This is a genomic window from Companilactobacillus allii (genome assembly GCF_001971585.1).
GTDB classification, from domain to species: Bacteria; Bacillota; Bacilli; order Lactobacillales; family Lactobacillaceae; genus Companilactobacillus; species Companilactobacillus allii.
In genome coordinates, this window is record NZ_CP019323.1 from 1,176,847 (window position 1) to 1,199,185 (window position 22,339).

Genomic DNA, 22,339 nt, shown 5'->3' on the forward strand with positions numbered 1-22,339 from the left:
AATGACATACGATGGTACTCAACAATTTTATTCAAGTGATCCGTTTAAAAATTTACAATTGATTGAATATGGTCGAGATCCAAATAGTCAAATTAGTTCAGCGAGTGAAACCGGAACTACTTATGTAGACAAATCTGGTAATAAGATCATCAAAATTGTTGGCAAAGATAGTAATGGAAATGTAGTTACTAAGCAATATCAATTAATGGATATTGCTAACGAAATCAATGTACCTAAATTGCAGCAAATTTCTGGTTTTGATGGGCAACAAATTCATTTAGATAAATTAACCCAAGAGTCGATTGGCTCATCAATGTTTCATGCTCAAAATTATAATCTCGATGAAATTGAGAAAGCAATTAATTTATTACTTCAAAATCAAGCTATTACAACAAATAATCAAAATAAAATCATCGATTTTTTTAACGGATTATCGCAAGAAGAAATTACGCAAATCTCTATTAACTTGTCTACCGCAATTGAAAAAGATTTTTATAAAAAATCAGATGTAGATATTAAAATAAATAATTTAGAACGTGAATTAGAAAATATTCAAAGCAAAATTCAATATAAGCCAAATGCTGGTGGTGTTTTCCCTCCAAGTTATACAGGAGATAAGGCATCGAATATTGATATTAATGATGACATTACGGATTATAAAACATCAGTCAAAATTGATGAATTAAATAATAATATTATAAAGGAAGGGGACTAAATTATGGTAGATCTTGGAATGACAACAGAAAATGGAATGTCAGTTACACCGCCTCTTCAAAATCCAGCTAGTCCAAATTATGAGAAGTTAAATACAGATATACCACTAGAACAACCACTAATTTTCTATTTGGATAACTCTAAAACGTTTTACTTGCCTCACGAATCAACAACAGATGAGGACGTTCATTCGCCACAAAATGTTGTTAACACATTAACGAAAGAGCGCATATTTGAACAAGTTAACATTCGACAAGGTCAATCTGGAATGCAACATATTAATTGCTTGTTTCTCACAAAAGATGGTCCAGTTGATTTAACGAATATTGTTATACGTTTTGCTGGTAAAGACGCGAGTGAAGCAGAAATTTCAGATGATGAAATATTTGACACAACCCAAGCAAGTTTAGGACGACTAACTTGGAAACCAAGTGCAGTGATCTCTCAGGTCGCAGGAAGGTACAAGACGGCTCATTTTGTTATTGAGAATGCTGACAGAACTAAAATTTTAACAACATTAGATTTTACAATTAATATTATTGCCAATGACGTGAGCTATCCACGTGCATTGGCTTTTTATATGTCTGAATATCAGCGAGCCTTATTTCACATAAAGGAAATGGAAACCAATGCAGATAAGCAACTAAATTATTTGTTGAATTTTGAATCTGTTGTTATTTCTGATTCGTTAAACAATTTAAAGATTCAAGTCCAAGAATCAATTGACGATGCAAATGAAAAATTGAAAGCAGGAACTGATAAAGTTGATCAATTTATTAGCATTTCAAATAATAAATTAACCGCTGTTAATGCAAGTATTGACGATGCTCAAAAAAGAATGGATGGAATTGATTCTCAAATTAAAAGTAACAATATTTTAACAAACGATACTGTTATTGGAACAATGCAATCTGCTTTGGATAGTGGGCAGATAACTATCAACGTTGATAATTTGATATTAGACCATGTTGTGTCGGCTAGAATCGATGAGTTAAATGACTACATAACTGAGTCAGAAGGAGGAATTGCCTAATGAATATGTTAACCAAAGTGGGGAAGCTGGCAACTCGATTAATTACGGGAGCTTACTATACAAAATCTGATGGTACTAAAGTATATTTGAAAAAAGATGATAAAAATTTTTTAAATCTTTCAACTGCATTTTTAACAAAAGAAGAATCACAGACAACAATTTCTGATGTTGTTGATAAATTAGATACCAGTGATAATTTCGATGATGCAACGGTTTCAACCAAAATAGACACTTTAAATTCAGCAATTGACGAGTCAGAAAAGGCAGGTAATTAAACATGGCTACATCAAATAAGCTAACAAGAACGGCAAGAGTTGCATCACATGCGTTTTTGTCAGCGCAATACGAAGATAAAAAAGGAAATGTTGTTGTATCAAAGCCAGTTGGCGATGGCAATACTCTTGATTTAGCAACCATTTTTAAAAACTCGGGATTTAGTGGTGGTACCAGTGGAGGAAATAGTGGTACCGGAGGTAATGATGGGGGCGATGATATAAATCCACCATCAGCTGGCGATGATATTTATCCAGGCGATGTTACAAAAGGTGAAGTAACTAAACGATATCCAATTTGGTCAGGAAATCAAAATATTACTGAAACAACGCCTATTGAAGTTAATCAGCCACTTGATCAAGTATTTGCTAACTACGATGGATTGCAATTTGACGTATCGCTTAATAAAGTAACTCATTTAGGAGATTCAAGTTCTGATTCAATCAATGTTCAACCAACAAACACTGATAATCAAGATAATCAATTTAGTACGTCAATTCCTATTCCAATTTCAATTGAGTCAAATACTTTTTTAAATAAGAAAAAGGTAACCATTCCTTTGACTGGAAATGCTGATAATAAGATAATTCATGTTTCGAAGCTTACTAATACAGGAATAATTCCTATAACCGCTGCAGAATTACAATCTGAATCAACAGTTCCTGGTTTGGGTGCTGGATATACCAATATGCCTAAAACAACAAACGTTAGTATATCAGCAACTGCTGTGTATAGGAATTTGACTTCTATTACAGAAAATGCTGACAGATCTAGTGAAGAGATTGTTGTATATAAAGACGATGTCATTTACAGTGTAGGGCAACCAGGATGCCAATTTATGACAATCGATGGGTTAATTCCGAACACTAATTATGCTTCGAATCAATTTTCGTTTTGTTACAGAAACTCAATCAGTAAAATTGAAAGCACTCATGTTGGTATTCAAGCATTTACTACAAGAGAGATCACTAATGTGAGTGCAATTCCAGCAACGATAGTATTTGATACTGTTAATATCAAAAGCTATTCATATGCACATGGTTTTGGCTTTTTCTATCAGCAATTACAACAAGGATATTCATTAGCACTTTTTGACGCTGATAATAAAATTATTGCTAAAGGTATTCCAGGAGTACCTTTTGTGTCTATTGATGGATTAGATGCTGAGTCTTCTTATAAAGGATTAGGAATTTCGGTTGGTTTAATATGTTCAGAAGATTTGCCTAAAGATTCAGTTGTCAGTGCTCCATCGATTACCATCGAATATACTAACGACCAATCTTTAACAATTTCATCAACAAATGGAATAACAAAATTGGCTGATGGAACTGATAAACAAGATTATTCCGTTTCACTAAGTGGTATCAACACTTTCAAAAAACAAAGTTCAGTTTCACAAATGGCCAATTCATATCTTTTTGTTGGTAATTCAGATAAAGTTGATTTCACTAATATAGATTCAAATTTTGACAATATTGATGATGGGTTGGAAATTTGTTTGGTAGAAAAAATTGTAACGGCCCCCGGATATAGAACCACTTTGGATGAGTTAGGATTGCCAAGTAAATTTCGTATATCGAAGAAAAAATTGTTGTCAGCAATGAATTCTTATGATTTATTTGATAAATATTTTGCTATGGAAAAAGCTCATTATCCAAAATCAATTGAATCATTAGAAAATGGAATTTGGAAGAGTTATAGTGGGGACGTAAATGTTGGTATTGCTGGAACGAAGTGCAACCTTAAAATTAGTAATAGTACGTTAACAATCGATAGTGATTTTAAGGCTGCTACTTCTGTCATGAGTCCAAATTTAAGTAGTATATTAAATTCGTCAAATGCGGTTCAATTCAAAATTGCATCAGTTAAAACATATAAAGAGGAGGCAAAATAATGACGAAAGTAGCATTAATGCTAGATGATAATCGTAATATTACTAATTTTGCAGAATATCCGTATTCATTAAATCAAGATACGTCAAAAGGTTGGATTCTCGTTGAGAGTGATCCAGCCTTTAATATTTCAGACATATCAAATTGGACAATTCGAGGCTCTGACAACAAGTTAGTTCATATCTCAAGCAATCAAACCCCTGATGAAGAGAATCAAAACGCAATCACTGAATTGACAAAGCAAGGTTTAAATCAAGTTTTGACAGTTGGACAAATTCAATCAGCAGTCACAGAAGTTACCAAGCAAAATTTAGATTTAGCTCGAGACAATATTCAACTTAAGCAGGACAAGACAGACATGCAATCGGCTATAACCGAATTAACTAAGCAAGTTATTACATTATCAACGCCAGTGTCAACAACAGAAACTACAACTAAATAGGAGGAAGAAATTATGATCAACTTACTAAAAATGGAATTCGGATGGGGAACTTTAAAGAAGGAAGATATTACTGGATATATTCCAGCTGTCATTTCAAAGGAAGATTTTAAAACCATCACAGGTGACGATTTCACAGACGACTAGCGTAAGCTAGCCTTTTTAATTTAAAGAGGTGATTAAATTGAGATACATAAGGCAGAATCGCTTATGGTTTTTCACAGGACTTGAAACTCTGGCACTGGGCATTTGCTTTGCGATGTCAGATAACTTTGTTGACAGACCACCGCATGCTCCTGAAATAATCGATACGGTTAATAAACCGTTTTTTGCGATTGTTTTAATTTTGATTGGAATATTTGTAAGCATCATGTCGAATAGCCCGTTTGATGGAAAAATGCGATCAATAATCATATTTCTGTTGTCATTAGTTTGGGTCTTTTATTCGATAATTTTTTTGATTCACGATTATTACGCGCCAATATTCGTACCACATTTAGACACGATATTAATCATATTTGTGGCCACACGAATCACTTTTGAATCAGCTTGGAGTGATCATCGATGACGGATATTGTGGTAGCTGTAGTCTCGGCGATTGGCGGTGGTGTCATGACCGGATTCTTTAATGTTTGGCAAGCTAAGCTTAAAAATCAAGGCTCAAATGAGAGCGTATATGCTGATCATACGAAAGAACTATTTGAAAGATTAGATCAGATAACACAGGAGAGAGATGATTTAAAGGATCAAGTCAATGACTTGCAGCTGAAAATTGATTATCAAAGTAATATCATTGAAAAACAAGGTAAAACAATTGATGCTTTAAACAAGCAAATGGGTGAATTAAACAGTAAGTTTGATTTATGGGAGGAAAGTTAATGGATATAATTCAAAATTTAAATTTAATCAATGCAACAGAATTAATACTGATTGCATTAATATGCTACGGTTTAACTCAAGCAGCTAAGCAATCCAAACTTAAAAGCACCTACATGCCATTCATATCAATGGTTGTAGGTGCTTTTGTCGGCATAATTGTTGCATTAATTATGCACGATTCAGAACTTGGAAAAGCTGGAATCGTCGGTTTCTTAGTTGGTGGTTGGACGTCGGGTTTATTTACTGGCGTCAAAGCTGTTATTAATGATAAGAAGGAGATACTTAAATAAATGTTTAATCCAAACGTAATTAAAATGAACCATGTGCTATCTGGTGATCAAGGCGATGCACGAGTTGCTCAAAAAAAATATATCATTGTGCATGAATCGGGTAATGACAAGGATACTAAATACGCTGACATGTTATCGAATGAAGTAACATTTATGCATAACAATTATTCAAGTGCCTATACAACACATTTTGTTGGATACATGGATACTTCTAATGAAGCTCAAATCTACCAAATTGGGACACCAGGTTATGTAAGTTGGGGTGCTTTATCAGCAAACCCATACGCCCCAGTACAAATTGAATTCGCACGTGTTTATCAAAATGATAGAGCTAAATTTAAACAAGCATATCACCTATATATAGAAGCAATTCGATATTATGCAGGTTTGTATGAAATTCCGTTGAAACTAGATGAAGCTGGTAATGGCGTTAAATCTCATCAGTGGATTACCAATAATTATGGTGGTGATCACCAAGACCCCTATGCATATTTTGCTTCGATGGGTATTTCAAAATCGCAATTTAAACACGACGTTGAAAATGGGATTGATGAAGTTGTTCAAGATACTAAAGTTAATCGAACCACGATCACTATTCAAAATGGACCTAAAAGTGGTATAGCCGGTTGGACATTGGAAGGTAAAATCATCCCTGGATCTAATTCAAAATTGGTTAATGGTAGTTCTTGGTTATCTAACGGTTTAAAGAAAATTAACGGATTGCCAATGTACAAAATTGCTAACGATGAATACATTCCCAAAAAGTACACCGACCAAGCAGGAATCGTGACAATCAACGGTGTTGGTGGGATTAGTTCGGTTACATCAACAGGCGAAAAGAATATAGGCAGCGAAAGTAAGTTTCAAGATTTAACTCAGTGGAAGACAACGGATAAGTTGTATCAAATCGCAGGACGATATTATTTTAAAGTTGCTACAGATGAATACATTGATGCCTTCTACACAATTGGAGGCGGAAATAAATAAAAAGAGCTCTCAACCGTTTCGGTTGGGGGCTTATTTTTTTGTGTTCTAATAAATATCGGCTGTAAATAATATATATTAATTGTAAATAATCTTTACAAAGTGTAAATGATGTTATATACAACGTATTTCACTAGCAAAATGGATAAATAAAAATTGGAGGTCATTAAATTTATAAAAGAAGTAGAAATAATTGAAACTTTAAACAAGTTGTTGAATAATGTATAATTCATAGAAGGAGGTGACGATTATGACTAAATTATTCAAAGGATTAAACAATATTATTTTTAATGTAAACAAGCAAGTATCAAGTATAGCTTTTGATACGTTACGAATTACGAAATCTGATAATAGTAGTCTTAAAAGCCATATTGTCATTAATTCTTCTTATTCTAATAGCAAACAAAAAGAAAAAAATGCAATAAAATCTGACTTTGATGCTATTGGGAAGGATCTTTTCAAGTCTTTGAAACAATATGAAAAATCAAAATTCAATGGAGCATAAAGAAAATAGTACCGAGACGGATGACGCTACTGTCACTGATAATGCTGATGAAAGTACAGTCAATAGTGAAATAAAAGCCACGGTTGATAATTTTGAAAAACTTGCGCCGAAGCAGAGAGAACAAGTTATTTCAAAACTTGAGATGTATAGTGGTCCCATACCACATCCTGATATTTTAAAAAAATATGATGATATGTATAATGGTGCAGCACAGGAGATAATAGACAACGGAGTGCAAGAGTCAGTTCATAGAAGATCTATGGAAAGCGAGTATTTAAAACAAAATACAGTACGAAATCGCAGACGCGATTGGATGGGCTTTCTTATTGGAACTCTTGGCATCGTATTTGGATTCTATCTACTATATCTCGGTCATACCGTTGTAGGAAGTATATTTTCTGGAGGAACTTTAGTAACCTTGGTATCTGTCTTTGCTTCAAATAATAATTCTGAATCTTCTGAAGAAGAAGATAATGATGGTAAAGATTCTGAGAATTAATAATCTCTACCAATAACAAATATCACTATTATTTTTAGTCAAAATACCGTAAATAATTTTTAAAATTAAATAGAACAGAAACACTTTGCACTAATTTAGCACAATAACACTATGAACGTTGATATAACAGCATTTGTAAATCCTGCAGATGGCACTTTAGAATGTAGAAGAATAAATAAACCCTCTAGTTTGGATATTACGTCCAAGCTGGAGGGTTTATTTTTTTACCACCTTATTTAATCAACATGTTGATTTCTTCAACTTCATTTGAAGAGAATTCAAGATTATTCAAAGCTTGAAGATTCTCATCTAGGTGGTCATTGTTAGTAGTACCAATAATAACGCTGGCAACAACAGGATCTCGTAATAACCAAGCAAGTGACATCTGACTTAGTGTTTGGTCACGGTTCTTGGCCAATTCATTGAGTTTATTCAATTTAGCAACTAAGGCGTCACTTCCGTTATCCAAGAGGCTCTTATTAGTATGATGAATATTGAAGCTATCAGGGATACCTTTGAGATAGCGCTCAGACAATAGTCCTTCACACAATGGTCCGTAAGCAATTACTCCGGCACCATTGTCCTTAAGTAATTGCGATAGGCCACTAGTTTCAACGTGATTATTCAATAAGTTCATACTCATTTGATCAAGAACAAATGGAGTATTGAGCTTTTTGAACATCGCAATTGCCTTTTTTAGTTCGGGTACTTCGTAGTTAGATACACCAACGTACAGGGCTTTACCTGATTTGACTACGTCATTTAAGGCTGTGACGGTCTCTTCGATCGGTGTAGCATCATCATAACGATGTGCGTAATAAACATCAACGTAATCTAGGTTCAATCTTTGAAGCGAGTCGTTGATACCTTGGATGATTGACTTACGAGAAGTTCCAATACCGTAGGGTCCGTCATGTATTTCATAGCCGACCTTAGTAGAAATAACTAGTTCATCACGATATGATTTCAAGTCGTCCTTTAGGATTTGACCAAGAAGTTCTTCAGAAGTACCAAAGCCAGTTTGTCCATCACCATAATGATTAGCAACGTCAAAGTGAAAGATTCCTTTGTCAAAGGCGTGTAAGATCACATCACGTCTATCACTTAATGGATCGGCACTACCAAAATGGCGCCATAATCCTAGAGAAATCGGTGGTAACATCAAGCCGGTATTACCAGCGTGTCTAATAAAATTATTTGTATAACGATTATCTGATGCAGAATACATTGTAATGACCTCCTAATTACTCATATCCTTTAATAATAAGGCAACACGGATGGTTACTCAAGCAAGATGGTAAGCGCTATCTAATTTGTATAATAAAAAAAGTCCAAAAAAAATAAGCCTGTCTCTTGGGGGGACGGGCTTAATTTTTTGCTACACACACTGTGTAACGGGTTACCAGTAGTGTTAGAGAATAGATATGGGTTGTGAGGTTTCCAAATTTGTCAAAAATAGAGAGGGATTTTATTAATTAATTGAAAGCATTCAATCAGTGATCATCGAAACGTGAAAATGGGAACTGACGAAACTTTAACTTAATAAATGGAAAATTGATTGAGGGGGGCAATTTTCATTTACATGAGTCAAAAATGGAAGTTGTAACGATATGAGGATGTATATCGCAACTAATCCATTTATTTAATAAAAGGAAGGAATTGCATTGGCAACCATATCTATATCTCTTTCACAACTAAGAGTATACAACATATGTTTAAACAGTTCTATCCATTTTAGACAAAAATTTTTATTTGTTTTTAATATCACAAATCGATGGTTTTGTATGATAATATAAGTACTTCTCAGATTGCGGTCAAAAATTGGTATTTGGTTAGTGAGGGGAAGCAAAACATTACTGTTGCAACATTTCGGGTGCTTTGATTATTGAGGCATATTTTTTTAGTAAGTTTAGTTAAGCGCTTACAGTGCTAGACACTTTGTCAACAGCAATAGTTTTAGTTATCACAAAAAAGGATGGTAGATACTATGAAGGTTAGTATTATTGGTTGTACACATGCAGGTACATTTTCAGCAATGAATATTTTGAAGGCACATCCAGATTGGGAAGTCTCAGTTTTTGAAAGAAATGATAACTTATCATTTCTATCATGTGGTATTGCCCTTTGGGTAAGTGATCGTGTTTCAGATCCAAATAAAATGTTCTACTCAAGTCCCGATGATTTAGCAAAACTAGGTGCAAAAATGCATATGTTGCATGATGTAACTAGTATTGACTTTGATAATAAAAAACTACACGTTAAGAATCTTGAGAATAATGAAGATTTCGAACAAGATTATGATAAATTAGTCCTTACTACAGGTTCCTCACCGATCGTACCAAATATTCCCGGAATCAATTCCAGTAGAGTTCAATTATGCAAGAACTGGACAAATGCTACAGAGTTGAAAGAGAATGCTAAGAATATTAATAGTGCAATCGTTATCGGTGCCGGCTATATTGGTGCTGAATTAGCTGAAGGTTATGCTACTCTTGGCAAGAAGACGACATTGATCGATGCACTTCCAGATGTTTTGGCAAAGAATTTTGATAAGAATATGTCTAAAGTAGCCGAAAAAGATTATATCGATAATGGCGTAACACTTGGACTTGGCGAGAAAGTTCAAGCGTTCGAAGAAGTAGAAGATGGCGTTATTGTTAAAACAGATAAGAACGAATACAAGGCTGATGTTGCAGTTATGAGCGTTGGATTCCGTCCTAACACAGATATGTACAAAGACGAGTTCGAAACACTACCAAATGGTGCGTTGATCGTTGATAAGTATATGCACACAAGCAAACCAGATGTATTCTCAGCCGGAGATGCTGCATCAGTATTTTATAATCCAACAAATGATAATCAATATATTCCATTGGCAACCAATGCAGTTAGACAAGGTATCTTAGTTGGAGCTAATATCGAAAAAGATACAGCAGAATATATTGGTACACAATCATCATCTGCCGTTGAATTGTTTGGCAGAACATATGCCGCAAGTGGTTTAACAGCTGGACATGCAAAAGCTCTAGGTAAAAAAGTTGAAACAGTATCACTTGAAGACAACTATCGTCCTGAATTCATGTTGTCAACTACACCAGTATTGATGAACTTAGTATGGGATCCAGAGACAAGAGTAATAGTCGGAGGAGCTTTGACAAGTATGTATGATGTATCTCAATCAGCTAATTTGTTGTCATTAGCCATTCAAAAGAAAGTCACAATTGATGAGTTATCAATGGTAGACTTCTTCTTCCAACCAAACTTTGATAAACCAGTTAACTATGTAAGTGCTTTGGCAATTGCAGCAGTTGAGAAAGCAAACTAGAGCGATACAAAACACGGTTAATTTCCGAGCATTAACATAATATAGGGTGCCATTCACGAATGTGAATGACGCCCTATATTACGTTAAGCGGAAGAAATTGTGTTTTGTATCGCGTTTCAGCAAGTTTGAGGATAAAAAAGAAAAGCACAAATTCTTTTGACCAGAAAAAAATAAGAAGAGAAGAAATTGTGTTTTGTATCGCGTTTCGGCAAGTTTAGGCAGAAACAAATACAACTGAAACCAAATTCACAAATTATTCCATATTTACGCGGAATTACTTCATATTATCAAAGTACTATATGTATATGGTCAAAAACGAAAAGGCCAAATCAAAGAGGTGAATCATATGAAGAGACATCCATTTTTAGCCATTGCCGGAGTTTCAGTCCTCGCAACTGTATGTGGCAGAGCGGTTAAGAACTATAACGCAAAGAAACTATTCAACTAAAACTTAAAAGTAAAATAACAAAAACAATCAAAATAAAAATAAAGAGGTATCGATTATGTCTAATAAAAAGATCAAAGGCTTGCGTCAGCAAGCCTTTTTTGGTGTAATCGGCTTGATTATATGGTATTAATTATTAGAATGAAGAGTAGCGTTTTACGGGAGTTTACTTGATGATTAAAAAAAATCGTATCTTATATTATATAGGTGCTTTTGGTATAAATTTGGCCATAATATCAGTTATCTTTTGGATCAATGGGTTAGTTCCATTTGGAAATTATAACTTTTTGACCAGTGACTTGGGGACACAATACATTGCGTTTTTGACAGAGTTAAGACGTCAATTGGTCAGTGGTAATTTTCATTTGTATTTATTCAGCCAATCCTTAGGAGATAATTTCTTTCCTATAATCAGTTATTATTTATTATCGCCGTTTAATTTGTTACTGGTCTTTTTCAAAGCCCAAAGTGTACCGATCGCAGCTGATGTCATAATCATGTTGAAGATATCGACCATGGGTGTGACAATGGCGTATTTCTTCAAACAATATTTCAAACAGTCGAATCCGTCCAACTACATATTCACCGTGGCTTACGGCTTTTGTGGATTTGTTGCTTCGTATTTTTATGATCTCATGTGGCTAGATGCTTTAATTATGTTGCCGATTGTTGCCGTTGGAGTTATGCGAGTTATTCAACAGCATAAGTATGTTTTATATTATTTTTCGATATTATTATCTATTATATTTAATTATTACTTAGGATATATGTTATGTATCTTCTCAGTTTGTTTCTTTATTTACTTGGCATTAGAGAACAATTTAATGAAGCAAAGTAATCGTTTCGTGATAATTAGGAATTATCTTATCACCTCAATATTGGCTGGGCTTAGTTCAGCAGTCGTACTCGTACCAACTTTTGCTGGGATGTTGAAAACGGCGAAGACTTCGTTTGATGGCTTCAATTATTTACCATCAGCCAGTTTTGGATTTGAGGCATTTACTCAACTTGGCATAGGTGGCAATACCTTTACCCAGAGATTACAACATGGACCATCAGTTTTTATGACATCGACAATTCTGATTTTGTTGTTGAGTTATTTCTTTAGTGACCGTGTCGAAAAAATCGACAAGAATCATTCGTTATTCTTAATAGGGATTTTATTAGCCAGTATGTTTATTACGACCTTCAACACAATATGGCATATGTTTCAAAATCCAGCCGGATTCCCGTTTCGAAATAGCTTTATCTTTTCATTTGCTTGCATATTTATAGCAAGAAAAGCCTTCTCGGCTGGTGTGTTTAAAGATACTTCAACAATTATTAAAGCTACTTGTACTGCCGGAGGACTAATTAGTATTGGATACGCTACTGAATGGTTGATTCCACGTTTTATTGAGAGAATGGGTTATGAAAGACCTGATAACGAATACAATAGCTATTATTTCTGGCTGAGTTTGATATGTATTGTCATATCGGGATTTTTGATCTATCTGTTCCAGAAGAATCATTACTTTGGAATTTTGATTTTATTGATGGTTTCATTTGAAGGATTCTCCAATTTTAATTCGGTGTTGGGGACTGCTTATTTGGGTGATCAACGAGTATACAGTCATCAGTATTCACGTGAAAATGATATTTTAGAGGACGTAAAGCACAGTAGTCATCCGGGACACAGAATAGTTGTCTCTAAATCTGGATTGAATAAGGCTTTTCCAGAACAATACAATAATTATAATGATCCAATATTGTTTAATATCAATGGATTGAGTCTTTATAGTTCGACACTCAATCAGGATACGATGATGATGATGAATAACTTAGGCTATTTTAGCTTAAATGTTAGACGTGTGAGTTATTTTGGTGGGACAGCACTGACCAATGCACTTTATGGTGTTTATTTTGATGTAAGTCAGTTGAATAAGCTATACAAGGTCAACGAGAATTACGATGCACCAACTTTGGGCTTTCTTGTTAACAAAGATGTCTACGATTTTCAGATGATACCAAATCGTGCCTTAGATAATCAGAATCGATTATGGCAGGATTTGAATGGAAATAATACTGAATATTTGAAGAATGCTTCGATCCAGAATATGTCGCAAGAAGATGTCAAAAAGAGAACAAAGTACATTTATCAGCTGAAAACTGAAGCAAGAGGACCGTTATACTTCTACGTTTCTCCATTCAATTACTATAGCTCAAAAATATACGTGAATGGTAAGCGTATCAGCACTCCTCAAATCAAAGTTCAAAAGTCTGCCGTTATGGACTTGGGTGATTTTAAGAAAAATGAATCAGTCAAAGTTGAAATACTGACTAGCAATCCACTTGAAATCAATCCTAGCTACTTTAGGACCTTGGATTCAAAAGTATTTGAACCTACTGTTGATAAGTTTAGAGCCAATTCAATGAAAATATCGTCTGATTTGAATCATGATACGATCAAAGGAACTATTAAAGTTAAGGATGCTTCACCGTTATTATTGAGTGTGCCATATGATAACGGTTGGAGCGCATATGATAATGGAAGAAAAGTCGAAATACACAAGGTTGTCAGTGATTTGATGGCGATTGATCTTAGTAAGGGATATCATAAGATAGAGTTGAAATACCAAGTTCCTGGATTGAAGTTGGGATGGATTATTTCAATTACTTCAATGATCACTTTTGCCTTATATTTTGGTTATGATAAATATAAGAATAAGAACAAAAGTCAAGTGAAATAACTAATTATTATAAATAAGGCGTATAGTTTTCAATAATTGGTTATTTATTATAGAATTTCAGTATGAAACGCTTACATTAAAGAGATGAGGTGCAGAAATGTTAAATGAGTACATTATGGCAATTGATGAAGGAACAACTAGTACACGAGCAATCATTTTTGATAAACAAGGAAGCAAGGTTGCTGATGCACAACGTGAGTTCACACAGCACTTTCCAGAACCAGGTTGGGTAGAACACGATGCCAACGAGATTTGGAATGCTGTCCAATCAACTATCGCCAATGTCTTTATTGAATCCGGTGTTAAACCAAACCAAATAGCAGGTATCGGTATTACTAATCAACGTGAGACAACTGTGATCTGGGACAAGGAAACTGGATTGCCAATTTATAATGCAATCGTTTGGCAAAGTCGTCAAACAACCGATATTGCTAATAAGTTAAAAAAAGATGGATATGATGATTTGATCCATGAAAAAACTGGATTGTTGATTGATTCATACTTCTCAGCTACTAAGATCCGTTGGATCCTTGACCATGTAAAAGGGGCTCAAGAACGTGCTGAACGTGGAGAATTGTTATTTGGAACGATCGATAGCTGGTTATTATGGAAGTTATCTGGTGGGGCAACACATGTGACTGACTATTCAAATGCTAGTCGTACTATGTTGTTCAACATCCACGACTTGAAGTGGGATAAGGATATTTTAAAAATATTGAATATTCCAGAAGCAATGTTGCCAACAGTTCGTCCTAATTCAGAAGTTTATGGAAAAACAAAGGATTATCATTTTTATGGATCAGAGGTTCCTATATCAGGTATGGCAGGTGATCAACAAGCAGCCTTATTTGGTCAAATGGCTTTTGAACCAGGAATGGTCAAGAATACATACGGAACTGGTGCTTTCGTTGTTATGAATACAGGTGAAACACCACAATTATCAGATAATAATTTATTAACAACTATTGGTTATGGAATCAATGGCAAGGTTTATTATGCACTCGAAGGTAGTATTTTCGTAGCCGGATCAGCTATTCAATGGTTACGTGATGCTATGAAATTAGTTGATTCAGCACCAGAATCAGAAGAAGCTGCTAAGAGTTCAACAGATAATGATGAAGTATATGTCGTTCCTGCCTTTACAGGGTTAGGTGCACCATATTGGGATTCAGATGCTCGTGGAGCTGTATTCGGTTTGACTAGAGGTACTACTAGAGAGGACTTTATCAAGGCTACTTTACAGTCTCTAGCTTATCAATCAAGAGACGTTATAGAGACGATGAAAAAGGATACCGGGATCGATATCCCAACATTGAAAGTCGATGGTGGAGCCGCCAACAACAAATACTTAATGCAATTTCAAGCTGATATAATTCAAACGCCAGTCCAACGCGCTAAAGACTTGGAAACAACCGCACTAGGGGCTGCATTCTTAGCTGGATTAGCAGTTGGTTATTGGAAAGACTTAGATGAAATCAAAAAAGACTATGCTACAGGTGCTATATTCAAACCATCTATGGACAAAGATCGTGCTGATTATCTGTACGAGGGTTGGCAACAAGCTGTCAGTGCTACTAGACAGTTCAAGCATAAAGCTATTAAATAGAAGTTAATAATACTGGCTAAATGTGAGGATAAAAATGGATAAAGAACAATATGTGTTAGCAATAGATGAGGGTACAACAACAACAAGGGCAATTATCTTTGATCATACTGGTAAGAAAATAGTTGCGGCTAGACATCCAATTAGACAGATCATGCCAAATCCTGGTTGGGTCGAACATGATGCGACTGAGATCTGGAATGCGGTTCAAACTACTATTGCAACGGCGCTGATCGAATCAGGTATTAAACCTGACCAGATCAATTCGATCGGTATCGCCAGTCAACGTGAAACTAGTGTAATTTGGGACAAGAAGACAGGATTGCCAATTCACAACGCAATTGTTTGGCAAAGTCGTCAGACTTCAAAGCTTGCCAATGAATTGATCAAGGATGGTTATGAAGATGAGATTCATCAAAAGACCGGCTTGATCGTTAGTCCATATTTCTCTGCAACGAAGATTCGTTGGATTCTAGACCATGTGGATGGTGCGCAAGAACGTGCCGAAAATGGTGAATTATTATTTGGGACTATCAATACTTGGTTGTTGTGGCAATTAACTGATGGACAGAGCTTTTTAACGGACTATTCTAATGCGAGTCGTACGATGTTATTTAATATTAATGACTTGAAATGGGATACTAGCTTGTTAAAATTGTTCAATATTCCTGAAAAGATGCTTCCTGAAGTCCGTTCTAATTCAGAATTATTTGGAACTACTAAGAATTATCACTTCTATGGTTCAGAAGTTCCAATCACTGGGATGATCGGTTCTCAACAAGCTTCGTTGTTTGGACAGATGGCCTTTGAGCCGGGGATGGTTAAGAATACTTATGGAACTGGTGCTTTCGCTGTTATGAACACTGGAAATAAACCGGCTCTTTCAGATAATAATCTTCTTACTACTATTGCTTATGGAATTAATGGAGAAATAAAATACGCTCTAGAAGGTAGTATCTTTGTGGCCGGTGGTGCACTTCAATGGCTTCGTGATGGAATGAGAATGATCAAGAATACTCCTGATACTGATGCCTTTGCGAAGAAATCCACTAGTCAAGATGAAGTATATGTTGTTCCGGCATTTTCTGGATTAGGTGCACCTTATTGGGATGACGCAGCTCATGGTACTGTGTTTGGAATTACTCGTGGTACAACAAACGATGATTTCATTAAGGCCACTTTACAAGCCATTGCCTACCAAACTAAAGATATTATCGACACGATGAATTCGGATTCTGGTATACCGATCGAGGTCTTGAAGGTCGATGGGGCCGCCACTAAGAACGATTATCTGATGAAATTCCAATCTGATCTATTAGGAATTCCGCTACAAGTGTCATCTGAATTAGAGACGACGTCTCTTGGTGCCGCATTCTTAGCCGGTCTAGGTAATGGATATTGGAAAGATATCGAAGACATTAAAAAGAATTACAAAACTGGCACAGTTTATGAACCTGATATGGATGAGAAAACTAGAGATAACTTATATGATGGTTGGAAAGAAGCCGTGAATGCCACTATGGCCTTCAAACATCATAGATAGAGATAGATGGTACTTTTACTGACAAAAGTCAGTCCTATATTATGCTTCAAATTCAAGTAAACTTGACTTTATTCACACGTTTATTGGTAATTGAACTGCTTTTTTCAGAAAATTGAATAATTACATAAATAAGAGCTTATATTAAAAGACTCTTATTTTTTTTGTTGATATAACAACATTTCTGATTTAAATATTAAAAAAGTTTTGACAGATTATCTATAAGAGCTTAATATAAGTCTATCGTTGTGTAATGTGAGGAGAGAATTTTTAATGGATGATAAGAAGAAGGACCGAGGTTTCTTCGGACAACCTATAGGTCTGCGAACTTTATTCTTAACTGAATTCTGGGAAAGATTCAGTTATTATGGTATGCGAGCCATCTTACTTTTCTATATGTACTATGCAATAGATAAGGGTGGACTTGGTATGAACCAAGTCACGGCCGCATCAGTTATGTCTATATACGGATCACTTGTTTATATGTCCAGTGTTATTGGTGGATATATCAGTGATAGAATCTTAGGTGCCAGAAGGACTGTCTTCTGGGGTGGGGTATTGATCATGCTTGGTCATATCGCATTATCATTCCCATTAGGGGAATCTGGATTATTCCTTTCAATTGGATTGATCACTATTGGTACTGGTTTATTGAAACCAAATGTTTCTGAAATGGTCGGTGGATTATATACAGATGATGATCCTCGTCGTGATTCTGGATTTAGTATTTATGTCATGGGTATCAACTTGGGTTCACTTATTGCACCACAAGCTGTTAGTGTAATGTGGCATAGTTTTAGTTTCCACGCTGGATTCTCATTGGCCGCCATTGGTATGTTTATCGGACTTATTGTTTACTGGTGGGATGGTAAGAACCTTCCAGATACAAGTTTGAAAGCTCCAGATCCAATTTCTGGACCAGAATTAAAACAATTTTATAGACGTGTGACATATGGAGTAGTTGCAATTATTATTATTGTTGCTATCATGGCATTCGCTAGTGCATTAACTGTTGATAACTTTATTATTATCTTGAGTGTTCTTGGTATTGCCTTGCCAGTTGGTTACTTTGTAATGATGCTGACAAGTAAAAAGGTAACAAAGATCGAACGCTCACGTGTTGTTGCTTATATCCCATTATTTATTGCTGCTGCAATTTTTTGGGCAATTGAAGAACAAGGTTCAGTTGTTTTGGCATTATTTGCCGCAGAACAAACACAACTACACTTTGCAAACTTCAGTATTTCAGCACCACAATTCCAGATGCTTAACCCATTTTTCATCATCATTTATTCACCAATATTTGCATGGTTATGGCTTAAGTTAGGTAAGAGACAACCATCTTCACCTTCTAAGTTCTGGATGGGTCTTGTAGCCACAGCTGTTTCATACTTTGTACTTATGATTCCTCTAGTTGGCTTAAGTCCAGCAGGGAAAGTTAATCCGCTATGGTTAGTTCTAAGTTGGGGTATTATTGAAATTGGTGAAATGTTGATTTCTCCAGTTGGTTTGTCAGCTACTACTAAATTAGCTCCTAAGGCATTCTCGTCACAAATGATGAGTATGTGGTTCTTAGCTGATTCAGCCGGACAAGCAGCTAATGCTCAACTTGTTAAATTATTCGAACCTGGTAACCCAAGTAACGAAATGATGTTCTTTGGTGTTACTGGTATCGTTACTCTTGTTGTAGGTGTTCTTTTGGCTATCTTAGTTCCTAAGATCAAACCACTTATGAAGGGTGTTAATTAAATCAGAGTGTTAAAATGCACGGGTAATTTCCGAGCATTAACGTAAATAGTTTCGGTATTCACGAAAGTGAATATCGGAATTATTTTTGTTAAGCGGAAGAAATTGTGCATTTTCACACGTTTTCAATGCAAACTTGAGTGAAAACAAGGTTTCATCACAACTTTTTTTATTTGTAAAAAAATTATTTTAAAAATACTTGAAATGTATAAATATTTTCGGTAATATTATTAAGTCGAGTAAAGACATGGAGGGGTAGCGAAGTCTGGCTAAACGCGGCGGACTGTAAATCCGCTCCTTCGGGTTCGGTGGTTCGAATCCACTCCCCTCCATTAATTGGGTTATAGCCAAGCGGTAAGGCAATGGACTTTGACTCCATCATGCGCTGGTTCGAATCCAGCTAACCCAATATGGTTAAAGGACTGATAAAATATCAGTCCTTTTTTTTATTATTTGGCAAAACTACTGTATAATCATAACTAATAGTGCGATCAACTGCTCAAAGGAGAAATTCAAAATGAGAGTTCCAGTTTACATTCAAATACATAATAGAATAAAAAAAGAAATCGAATCAGGTAAGTGGGCAGTCGGTGAAAGAATTCCTTCTGAACGTAAATTAGCTGAGGATTTTGATGTGAGCCGAATGACTCTTAGACAAGCAATCCAAACGCTAGTAGATGAAGGTATCTTACAACGACAAGTTGGTTCAGGTACTTATGTTTCTAGCAGTAAAGTTCAAGAGAAAATGTTTGGAACAACTAGTTTTACTGAAATCACTGAAGGACAGGGTAAGAAACCATCTAGTAAGACAGTTTCCTATCATACAGCAGACCCTTCAATGAGTGAGATGGAAAAGTTAAAATTGGCTGATGGTGATCAAGTCTTACGAATGGAAAGAATTCGTTATGCTGATGATCAACCAATCTGTTTTGAAGTCACAACAATTCCCTTGTCTATTGTTAGCAACCTAAATAAAGAAGACATAACATCTTCATTGTATAAAGCACTTGAAAACAAAGCAGAATTAAGACTTGGCAGTGCTACTCAAACAGTTTCAGCAATGCTTGCCTCTGAAAAGATTGCAACTTTGTTGAGTGTTAAACGTGGATCTGCTATCCTTCGTTTACGCCAAGTAACAACGCTAGATGATGGTCGTCCGTTTGAATATGTTCGTTCACAATATGCAGGCGACAGATTTGAGTTTTATCTAGAAAGATAAAGTCAGTTATTCTTTTAATACGTAATTTAGAGTAATATTGAAACAACTTGTTTCAAAATATTTAGCTAGGAGTCATTTATGCAAAGTTTTGTAAAAAAATACAGTATCTTTTTGATGCTATATATTGTATTTCAACCAATATTAGATTCAATCACAGGATTAATGATGCGTTTGAATATGGATGTTACTTTTGGAGTGTTCATTCGTATGATCGTCATGGCGGTCACCGTATTTTATCTATTGATTTATTTGATATTGAATCTTGATAATAAAAGAGGATTCATGATTATTGGATACTTTGTGCTCTTGGCATTGATGTCCGTAATAAATCTGTATATTAACTATAGAACAAAGACTTTATTTGTGGCTTCACTTGAGATAACAACATTAGCTAAAAGCTTATATTACCCAATCATGTTATTAGGCTATTTCTTTACGTTTGAGGAATTGGCTGAAGATAGGGTAATCAACAAGTATTTTCCAAAGGTGATTTTTTATGCTGTTAATTTGATTACTATTATTATGATAGTAGCTCACTTTACTAATACTGCGTTTAGTTCATATTCATATTACAAACTAGGTGAAAGTGGCTGGTTCTATGCCGCTAATGAGTTAAGTGCGATTGTGTCCATTACCATTCCTATTATGATTTGGTATGCACTCGAAAAAATCGACACTCTTACACGTGTATATTATTGGATAACGATCATCTTAGCTGTTTATTCAGCCTTGCTGATTGGTACTAAGGGTTCTTTAATAGCCATCATCTGTGGTATTTGTATGGGAATCTTGGCAACAGTTGTTCAATTCTTTAGACGTGGTTCAAATAAGAAGCTGTTGGCAGGATTGTGTGGATTATTAGTGATTACCTTAGGTGGTATATTTGTCGCTTATCCAGCAATGGCTGTATCTAGAACTGCTGAATTACACACTGAAATGATAAAGTATAAGAAGAAACAAGCTAAGACCAAAAAGGGTATAACCAAAGATCAAGAGAAATACGTCAAGACTAATAAGACGGTATCTTATCTGTTGAGTGGTAGAACGGTTTACTTTGAAACTGCTGCACACAACTTCCAAAAGGCAACTCCTGCACAGAAGATATTTGGTATGGGATATGCTACTAACTTTAAGAAGGTCAAAGATGCTAAGTTAGTTGAGATGGATTACATTGATATTTTCTTCCAGTTTGGTTTCTTAGGAACGATTGTCTATATGGCACCACTTGTTTACTGTTTGGTTTATCTCATTGGATTATTCTTTAGAAAATTCAAGTATATGTGGTCGTTCAAATGGTCATTATTGGTGGCTAGTGTAGCGTTAGGATTTGGTATGGCACTACTAACCGGACACGTTATTGAAGCTCCATCAGTAAGTATTTATTTTGTAACAATACTTGCTTATGCAATGTTCAATGCTAGGGTGTTCTTTAGAACAAATGAGGATCCGGATACTATCGGAGTCGAGAAATAATAAAAAGAACGTGGAAAATTAATTTTCCGCGTTCTTTTTTTCTTTCTTTATTAATCTCATGTACTTGGGAATTGCTAACATACGTCCGATTCTTGTTGGTTCTTTGATCAATCGATATAACCATTCCAAATTTAGTTTTTGAAAGATACCAGGTGCACGTTTCTTCGTTCCAGAGAAAACGTCAAAGCTTCCACCAACACCGATCCAGATGGCATCGATATTCTTGCGATACTCATCGATAAAGAATTCTTGTTTAGGATATCCAAGAGCAACCAAGATAACATTTGGTTTCTTTTGAACGATTTCATCAATGACAATTTGATTATCTTTGAAATATCCATCGTGATATCCTACCAAGTCTATTTGTGGATATTCTCTTTCGATACGTTTGGCACTAGCCTTTATGACTTCTTCTTTTGCGCCGAGTAAATAAACTTTCAGTTGCTTACGATTAGCTGTTTTAATTAAATACATCAAAGTATCAAATCCAGTGATACGCTCATGCATAGGTGTTCCTAATGTTTTTGCGCCCTTAATTATTCCGATGCCATCTGGAATAACATAATCAGCACTATTGATCACTTTTGAAAATTTGGGATTTTTTTGAGCTGAAAGGACCATTTCTGGATTAGCGGTAACGATGAATTTGTTAGATCTGGCATCCATGTCATCACTTAAGTACTTTTGAAATTGTTTTTCAGTGAAGTTGTCAAACTCTGTACCCAAAATATTTATTCTATTCTTGTGCATA

The 22,339-nt window shown here is 35.2% G+C and carries 20 protein-coding genes and 2 tRNA genes; 20 read left to right on the forward strand and 2 right to left on the reverse strand.

What is annotated here, in order from left to right; genetic code table 11:
- The first annotated feature begins 1 nt into the window (after position 1).
- The 11 genes from BTM29_RS05720 (at position 2) to BTM29_RS05775 (ending at position 7,508) form a co-directional block, all read left to right on the forward strand.
- Complete coding sequence (locus tag BTM29_RS05720) at positions 2 to 715, forward strand: hypothetical protein (RefSeq protein ID WP_076614595.1); 714 nt, start codon at positions 2 to 4, stop codon at positions 713 to 715.
- Between the two features lie 3 nt (positions 716 to 718).
- Positions 719 to 1,747: a BppU family phage baseplate upper protein gene (locus BTM29_RS05725; RefSeq protein WP_076614596.1), complete on the forward strand. Its 1,029-nt coding sequence runs from the start codon at positions 719 to 721 to the stop codon at positions 1,745 to 1,747.
- Positions 1,747 to 2,022, forward strand: a complete 276-nt coding sequence (locus BTM29_RS05730; RefSeq protein ID WP_076614597.1) for a hypothetical protein — start codon at positions 1,747 to 1,749, stop codon at positions 2,020 to 2,022. Before BTM29_RS05725 ends, BTM29_RS05730 begins: the two co-directional genes overlap by 1 nt.
- Before the next feature lie 2 nt (positions 2,023 to 2,024).
- Complete coding sequence (locus tag BTM29_RS05735) at positions 2,025 to 3,914, forward strand: hypothetical protein (protein ID WP_076614598.1); 1,890 nt, start codon at positions 2,025 to 2,027, stop codon at positions 3,912 to 3,914.
- On the forward strand, positions 3,914 to 4,354 hold the full coding sequence (locus BTM29_RS05740) for a hypothetical protein (protein WP_076614599.1): 441 nt from the start codon (positions 3,914 to 3,916) through the stop codon (positions 4,352 to 4,354). Before BTM29_RS05735 ends, BTM29_RS05740 begins: the two co-directional genes overlap by 1 nt.
- Before the next feature lie 12 nt (positions 4,355 to 4,366).
- Positions 4,367 to 4,498 carry an XkdX family protein gene (locus BTM29_RS05745; protein WP_083685936.1) on the forward strand — a complete coding sequence of 44 codons (132 nt, stop codon included), beginning with the start codon at positions 4,367 to 4,369 and terminating at the stop codon, positions 4,496 to 4,498.
- Positions 4,499 to 4,915: 417 nt separating this feature from the next.
- Positions 4,916 to 5,230, forward strand: coding sequence for a hypothetical protein (locus BTM29_RS05755; protein ID WP_076614601.1), 315 nt, complete (start codon positions 4,916 to 4,918; stop codon positions 5,228 to 5,230).
- Positions 5,230 to 5,520, forward strand: a complete 291-nt coding sequence (locus BTM29_RS05760; RefSeq protein WP_076614602.1) for a hypothetical protein — start codon at positions 5,230 to 5,232, stop codon at positions 5,518 to 5,520. The genes BTM29_RS05755 and BTM29_RS05760 overlap by 1 nt, the downstream gene beginning before the upstream one ends.
- On the forward strand, positions 5,521 to 6,507 hold the full coding sequence (locus BTM29_RS05765) for an SLAP domain-containing protein (protein ID WP_076614603.1): 987 nt from the start codon (positions 5,521 to 5,523) through the stop codon (positions 6,505 to 6,507).
- 247 nt (positions 6,508 to 6,754) lie between these two features.
- Complete coding sequence (locus BTM29_RS05770; RefSeq protein ID WP_076614604.1) at positions 6,755 to 7,009, forward strand: hypothetical protein; 255 nt, start codon at positions 6,755 to 6,757, stop codon at positions 7,007 to 7,009.
- Complete coding sequence (locus BTM29_RS05775) at positions 6,981 to 7,508, forward strand: DUF2335 domain-containing protein (protein ID WP_083685937.1); 528 nt, start codon at positions 6,981 to 6,983, stop codon at positions 7,506 to 7,508. The genes BTM29_RS05770 and BTM29_RS05775 overlap by 29 nt, the downstream gene beginning before the upstream one ends.
- 232 nt (positions 7,509 to 7,740) lie before the next feature.
- Here the strand turns inward: BTM29_RS05775 and BTM29_RS05780 are convergent, their stop codons facing one another.
- Positions 7,741 to 8,736, reverse strand: coding sequence for an aldo/keto reductase (locus tag BTM29_RS05780; protein ID WP_076614605.1), 996 nt, complete (start codon positions 8,734 to 8,736; stop codon positions 7,741 to 7,743).
- A 759-nt stretch (positions 8,737 to 9,495) separates the two neighbouring features.
- Between BTM29_RS05780 and BTM29_RS05785 the strand changes: the two genes are divergently transcribed.
- The 9 genes from BTM29_RS05785 to BTM29_RS05825 all read left to right on the forward strand — a co-directional run bounded on the left by BTM29_RS05785 (position 9,496) and on the right by BTM29_RS05825 (position 21,588).
- Entirely contained in the window at positions 9,496 to 10,833 is a 1,338-nt protein-coding gene (locus BTM29_RS05785) for an FAD-dependent oxidoreductase (RefSeq protein WP_076614606.1), read from the forward strand.
- Positions 10,834 to 11,451: 618 nt separating this feature from the next.
- Positions 11,452 to 14,007 (forward strand): YfhO family protein, encoded by a 2,556-nt coding sequence (locus tag BTM29_RS05790; RefSeq protein ID WP_225972234.1) that lies wholly within the window; start codon positions 11,452 to 11,454, stop codon positions 14,005 to 14,007.
- A 97-nt stretch (positions 14,008 to 14,104) separates the two neighbouring features.
- Positions 14,105 to 15,613: a glycerol kinase GlpK gene (glpK, locus tag BTM29_RS05795; RefSeq protein WP_076614607.1), complete on the forward strand. Its 1,509-nt coding sequence runs from the start codon at positions 14,105 to 14,107 to the stop codon at positions 15,611 to 15,613.
- A gap of 34 nt (positions 15,614 to 15,647) precedes the next feature.
- On the forward strand, positions 15,648 to 17,153 hold the full coding sequence (gene glpK / locus BTM29_RS05800) for a glycerol kinase GlpK (RefSeq protein ID WP_076614608.1): 1,506 nt from the start codon (positions 15,648 to 15,650) through the stop codon (positions 17,151 to 17,153).
- 270 nt (positions 17,154 to 17,423) lie between these two features.
- Positions 17,424 to 18,899, forward strand: coding sequence for a peptide MFS transporter (locus tag BTM29_RS05805; protein ID WP_076614609.1), 1,476 nt, complete (start codon positions 17,424 to 17,426; stop codon positions 18,897 to 18,899).
- Between the two features lie 246 nt (positions 18,900 to 19,145).
- Positions 19,146 to 19,228: transfer RNA gene (locus BTM29_RS05810), tRNA-Tyr, on the forward strand.
- A gap of 5 nt (positions 19,229 to 19,233) precedes the next feature.
- Positions 19,234 to 19,305: transfer RNA gene (locus tag BTM29_RS05815), tRNA-Gln, on the forward strand.
- Positions 19,306 to 19,413: 108 nt separating this feature from the next.
- A complete protein-coding gene (locus tag BTM29_RS05820; RefSeq protein WP_076614610.1) occupies positions 19,414 to 20,115 on the forward strand; it encodes a GntR family transcriptional regulator in 702 nt (233 codons plus the stop codon).
- Positions 20,116 to 20,193: 78 nt separating this feature from the next.
- Positions 20,194 to 21,588 (forward strand): O-antigen ligase family protein, encoded by a 1,395-nt coding sequence (locus BTM29_RS05825; protein ID WP_076614611.1) that lies wholly within the window; start codon positions 20,194 to 20,196, stop codon positions 21,586 to 21,588.
- An 18-nt stretch (positions 21,589 to 21,606) separates the two neighbouring features.
- Here BTM29_RS05825 and BTM29_RS05830 read toward each other — a convergent pair whose 3' ends face one another.
- Positions 21,607 to 22,338 (reverse strand): WecB/TagA/CpsF family glycosyltransferase, encoded by a 732-nt coding sequence (locus tag BTM29_RS05830; RefSeq protein WP_076614612.1) that lies wholly within the window; start codon positions 22,336 to 22,338, stop codon positions 21,607 to 21,609.
- Between the last annotated feature and the right edge of the window lies 1 nt (position 22,339).

What these genes read in the sequence shown, in the direction of transcription:
- BTM29_RS05780 (WP_076614605.1), bottom strand. Translation starts at nt 8,736, where the DNA reads ATGTATTCTGCATCAGATAATCGTTATACAAATAATTTTATTAGACAC.
- BTM29_RS05830 (WP_076614612.1), bottom strand. Translation starts at nt 22,338, where the DNA reads ATGCACAAGAATAGAATAAATATTTTGGGTACAGAGTTTGACAACTTC.
- glpK (WP_076614608.1), top strand. Translation starts at nt 15,648, where the DNA reads ATGGATAAAGAACAATATGTGTTAGCAATAGATGAGGGTACAACAACA.
- BTM29_RS05785 (WP_076614606.1), top strand. Translation starts at nt 9,496, where the DNA reads ATGAAGGTTAGTATTATTGGTTGTACACATGCAGGTACATTTTCAGCA.
- glpK (WP_076614607.1), top strand. Translation starts at nt 14,105, where the DNA reads ATGTTAAATGAGTACATTATGGCAATTGATGAAGGAACAACTAGTACA.
- BTM29_RS05735 (WP_076614598.1), top strand. Translation starts at nt 2,025, where the DNA reads ATGGCTACATCAAATAAGCTAACAAGAACGGCAAGAGTTGCATCACAT.
- BTM29_RS05755 (WP_076614601.1), top strand. Translation starts at nt 4,916, where the DNA reads ATGACGGATATTGTGGTAGCTGTAGTCTCGGCGATTGGCGGTGGTGTC.
- BTM29_RS05765 (WP_076614603.1), top strand. Translation starts at nt 5,521, where the DNA reads ATGTTTAATCCAAACGTAATTAAAATGAACCATGTGCTATCTGGTGAT.
- BTM29_RS05730 (WP_076614597.1), top strand. Translation starts at nt 1,747, where the DNA reads ATGAATATGTTAACCAAAGTGGGGAAGCTGGCAACTCGATTAATTACG.
- BTM29_RS05775 (WP_083685937.1), top strand. Translation starts at nt 6,981, where the DNA reads ATGAAAAATCAAAATTCAATGGAGCATAAAGAAAATAGTACCGAGACG.
- BTM29_RS05725 (WP_076614596.1), top strand. Translation starts at nt 719, where the DNA reads ATGGTAGATCTTGGAATGACAACAGAAAATGGAATGTCAGTTACACCG.
- BTM29_RS05740 (WP_076614599.1), top strand. Translation starts at nt 3,914, where the DNA reads ATGACGAAAGTAGCATTAATGCTAGATGATAATCGTAATATTACTAAT.
- BTM29_RS05825 (WP_076614611.1), top strand. Translation starts at nt 20,194, where the DNA reads ATGCAAAGTTTTGTAAAAAAATACAGTATCTTTTTGATGCTATATATT.
- BTM29_RS05745 (WP_083685936.1), top strand. Translation starts at nt 4,367, where the DNA reads ATGATCAACTTACTAAAAATGGAATTCGGATGGGGAACTTTAAAGAAG.
- BTM29_RS05720 (WP_076614595.1), top strand. Translation starts at nt 2, where the DNA reads ATGACATACGATGGTACTCAACAATTTTATTCAAGTGATCCGTTTAAA.
- BTM29_RS05790 (WP_225972234.1), top strand. Translation starts at nt 11,452, where the DNA reads ATGATTAAAAAAAATCGTATCTTATATTATATAGGTGCTTTTGGTATA.
- BTM29_RS05770 (WP_076614604.1), top strand. Translation starts at nt 6,755, where the DNA reads ATGACTAAATTATTCAAAGGATTAAACAATATTATTTTTAATGTAAAC.
- BTM29_RS05805 (WP_076614609.1), top strand. Translation starts at nt 17,424, where the DNA reads ATGGATGATAAGAAGAAGGACCGAGGTTTCTTCGGACAACCTATAGGT.
- BTM29_RS05820 (WP_076614610.1), top strand. Translation starts at nt 19,414, where the DNA reads ATGAGAGTTCCAGTTTACATTCAAATACATAATAGAATAAAAAAAGAA.
- BTM29_RS05760 (WP_076614602.1), top strand. Translation starts at nt 5,230, where the DNA reads ATGGATATAATTCAAAATTTAAATTTAATCAATGCAACAGAATTAATA.